This is a genomic window from uncultured Rothia sp. (genome assembly GCF_937976295.1).
Lineage (GTDB): Bacteria > Actinomycetota > Actinomycetes > Actinomycetales > Micrococcaceae > Rothia.
Map to the genome: position 1 here is coordinate 1 of NZ_CALJRY010000070.1, position 3,763 is coordinate 3,763.

3 protein-coding genes are annotated in these 3,763 nt (G+C 55.0%); all 3 read left to right on the plus strand.

The window, feature by feature from the left end; translation table 11 throughout:
- Positions 1 to 157: 157 nt before the first annotated feature.
- The 3 genes from ispF (at position 158) to rlmB (ending at position 3,223) form a co-directional block, all read left to right on the plus strand.
- Positions 158 to 640, plus strand: a complete 483-nt coding sequence (gene ispF, locus Q0216_RS01940) for a 2-C-methyl-D-erythritol 2,4-cyclodiphosphate synthase (protein WP_298592504.1) — start codon at positions 158 to 160, stop codon at positions 638 to 640.
- A gap of 82 nt (positions 641 to 722) precedes the next feature.
- Positions 723 to 2,141: a cysteine--tRNA ligase gene (gene cysS, locus Q0216_RS01945; protein WP_298592505.1), complete on the plus strand. Its 1,419-nt coding sequence runs from the start codon at positions 723 to 725 to the stop codon at positions 2,139 to 2,141.
- A gap of 95 nt (positions 2,142 to 2,236) precedes the next feature.
- Positions 2,237 to 3,223: a 23S rRNA (guanosine(2251)-2'-O)-methyltransferase RlmB gene (gene rlmB, locus Q0216_RS01950; RefSeq protein ID WP_049358238.1), complete on the plus strand. Its 987-nt coding sequence runs from the start codon at positions 2,237 to 2,239 to the stop codon at positions 3,221 to 3,223.
- Positions 3,224 to 3,763 lie beyond the last annotated feature (540 nt).

A 3,763-nucleotide genomic window follows, 5' to 3' on the forward strand; every position in this document is an offset into this window, starting at 1 on the left:
ATGCGTTTAAGGTGACGACTCCGATGGATTTGCGGGTTGCTCGCGCGCTGTTTGGTGATTCTGCCGCCTAGGTCTGCTGCCTAAGCCTGCAACCTAGCGCCTCTTTTGCCGAGGCGCTGCTACTGAGAAGATGTTTGATCGATTGAAGGGTCCTGTGATGACTGTTATTCCTCGTGTTGGTACCGGTGTTGATGTCCACGCTTTTGGTGAGGAGGGAACTCCTCTGCATATTGCTGGTCTGCATTGGCCGGGTGAGCGTGGTTTGAGCGGCCATTCTGATGGTGATGTGGTGGCTCATGCTGCCGCGGATGCTCTTTTTGCCGCCTCGGGCACGGGGGATTTGGGCTCTAATTTCGGTGTGGATCGCCCGGATATGAAGGGCGCTTCGGGTGTTCGTATTCTTTCTGAGGCTGCGGCGATTGTGCGTGCTGCTGGTTTTGAGATTGGTAATGTGAGCGTTCAGCTGGTGGGTAACCGCCCGAAGTTCTCTCCGCGCCGTGATGAGGCGAACCGTGTGCTGAGTGAGGCGGCGGGTGCTCCGGTGACGGTGATTGCGACGACTACTGACGGTTTGGGTTTGACCGGCCGCGGCGAGGGTGTGGCTGCTATTGCGACGGCGCTGGTGTATCCGCGTTCGTAGGCGTTTGGGTGCTTTGAGCCATTCTGTAACCTATCGCTGATTTACTGCCCCGGCGTCTGAACTGACCCCGTAGAATGAGAGTGTGACTATGCGTTTTTATGATTCAGCTTCCGCGACTATTCGCGAGTTTGAGCCCGTCGTGCCCGGTGAGGCGCGTATCTACTATTGTGGTGCTACGGTGCAGGGTGAACCGCATCTGGGCCACATCCGTTCGGCGTTGGTTTTTGACCAGTTGAGCCGTTGGATGCGTTACCGCGGTTTGAAGGTGACGACGGTCCGCAATGTCACTGATATTGATGACAAGATTTTGGCGAAGTCTGCTGATTCTATGGAGCCCGGTTTTGAGGGTGAGTTCCCGAATGAGCAGTGGTGGGCGCTCGCGTACCGTTTTGAGAAGGTTTTTGCTCAGGCGTATGCGGCGCTGGGTATTGATCCGCCGACGTATGAGCCGCGCGCGACCGGTCATATTCCGGAGATGTTTGCTCTGATTCAGCGTCTGATTGATCGTGGCCACGCGTATCCTGCGCTGGATGATTCTGGTGACGTGTATTTTGATGTGCGTTCGTGGGATAAGTATGGTGCGCTGACGAATCAGAGCGTTGAGGATATGCAGGATTCTGCGGATGCTGATCCGCGCGGTAAGCGTGACCCTCGTGACTTTGCCCTGTGGAAGGGGTATAAGGAGGGCGAGCCGCTGACTGCTTCGTGGGAGTCTCCGTGGGGTCGTGGCCGTCCGGGCTGGCACTTGGAGTGCTCGGCGATGGCTGGTAAGTATTTGGGTTCGCGTTTCGATATTCACGGTGGCGGTTTGGATTTGCGTTTCCCGCACCATGAGAATGAGCTGGCGCAGTCGACTGCTGCCGGTGATGATTTTGCGAACTTCTGGATGCACAACGGCATGGTCACCTATGAGGGTGAGAAGATGTCGAAGTCTATCGGTAATACGATTTCGCCGGCGCAGATGCTTGAAATGGCGCGCCCGCTGGTGGTTCGCTACTACCTCGGTAGTGCGCATTATCGTTCGATTCTTGATTACCGTCCGTCGTCTCTGCAGGAGGCGGCAACCGCTATTGAGCGTGTTGAGGCGTTCCTTGCTGCAACTCAGGATGTGCTGAAGCCGGGTCGTGAGGTTCCGGAGGCTTTTGCTGAGGCTATGGATGATGACGTGAACATTCCGCGTGCTCTGGCGGTTTTGCATGAGCAGACTCGTGCGGGTAATGCTGCGCTTGCTGCTGGTGAGGATGCTTCGGAGGCGGCGAATGCTGTGATGGCTATGGCTGAGGTTCTGGGTCTGGCGCAGCTGATGAGCTTTAATGCTGAGGGCACTTCGGGTGCTGAGCATGAGGCTCTGGATGCGCTGATTCAGGCTGTGTTGGCGGAGCGTGCTGATGCTCGTGCGCAGAAGGATTGGGCGAAGGCTGATGCGATGCGTGATTTGTTGGCGTCTGCTGGTGTGCAGGTGAAGGATGGCGCGAATGGTTCGAGCTGGAGCGTTGGCTAGTGGGTGATGTGCCCCGCGTTTGTGCGTAAGGCTTAGGTCGTGCGGGTTTCTCTCGCGTAGACTCGTATTCATTACTTTGACGAAGGAAGAGAAGAATGGCTAAGGCAGGTTCGCGCCCGGGCGCTACCAGCAAGAAGAAGGGTGCTACTAAGGGCACTGGTGGTCACGGTCGTAAGGCGCTTGAGGGTAAGGGCCCTACTCCGAAGGCTGAGGACCGCGTTTATCACAAGGCGTATAAGATGAAGCGTGCGGCTGAGCGTCGTGCTGCTACCGGTACGAACCGTAAGTTCCAGACTCGTTTGGGCGGTAAGCGTGCTAGCGATGAGCTGGTGACTGGTCGTAACGCGGTGCTTGAGGCTCTGCGTACTGAAATTCCCTCGAAGCACTTGTACATCATGAGCCGTGTTGAGGTTGATGACCGCGTTCGCGAGATCATGACTATTGCGAATAAGCGCAATATTCCGATGCTGGAGATTCCGCGTAGCGAGCTGGATCGTTTGACTGATGGTGCTGTGCACCAGGGTGTTGCGATGCAGATTCCGCCGTATAAGTACCCGGATGCGACTGACCTGGTGCTGGATACTATGGAGCGTTGGCACTCGGGTAAGCTGTCGACTCCGCCGCTGTTTGTTGCGTTGGACGGTATTACTGATCCGCGTAACCTGGGTGCGATTATTCGTAGTGTGTCCGCGTTTAGTGGTGATGGCGTGATTATTCCTGAGCGTCGTTCGGCTGCTGTGACTGCTGGTGCGTGGAAGACTAGTGCTGGTGCGGCTGCTCGTATTCCTGTTGCGATGGCGACTAATCTGACTCGTGTGATTCAGCAGGCTAAGGAGCAGGGTATTTTCGTGATTGGTCTGGATGGCGGTGGCGATATTGAGCTGCCGGCTCTGGAGCTTGCGAATGAGCCGCTGTGCGTGGTGGTTGGTTCTGAGGGTAAGGGTCTGTCCCGCCTGGTGACTGAGAACTGCGATCAGATTGTGTCGATTCCGATTGATTCTGCGATGGAGTCTTTGAACGCGGCGATGGCTGTGGGCATTACTCTGTACGATGTTTCTCGTCGTCGCGCTTCTGCGAACTAGGCGTTACTGCGAACTAGAGTTTTGATGCTTGCGAGCTACAGACTGTAGCTTGAGTGAGGAGGGCGCCCCCGTGAGGGGGTGCCCTCCTTTTCTGTTTCTTCTGCTTCTGTCTCTTCCTGTCTTCTTCTCCTCATGTATTGGTTGTTTGGGGAGTATCTGCAGGTTTTTCGGGGGTCTTGTGGGTCTTTTTAAACTTTTTTCGGAGAAGTTCTGAGGCTCTTACCTTGTGTTGACTAGGGGTTTTAGTGTCCTGTTCGGGTCAGGATGAACCTAAACCCCCGTTTTTGTGTTCTAGTTCACCGCTTTTCGGGTTGCATGGGTGTTTGGACGTCTGTATAGTTGTATGAGTCGCCGCGGCGAGGAGGAAAAAACGGAGAGTTTTCTTCGGTGTTTTTCCTAGTCGGGAGCGGTTGAATGACTTTCAATTGTAGAGTGTTTTGGTTTCTTGTCTGAAAGATTCCAGGTTGCCTTTCGGTGATGTTGGGAGAGTTTAGGAAAGAAACTTTGTGGTGTGAATCACGGAAAACGGATTTGCATGGC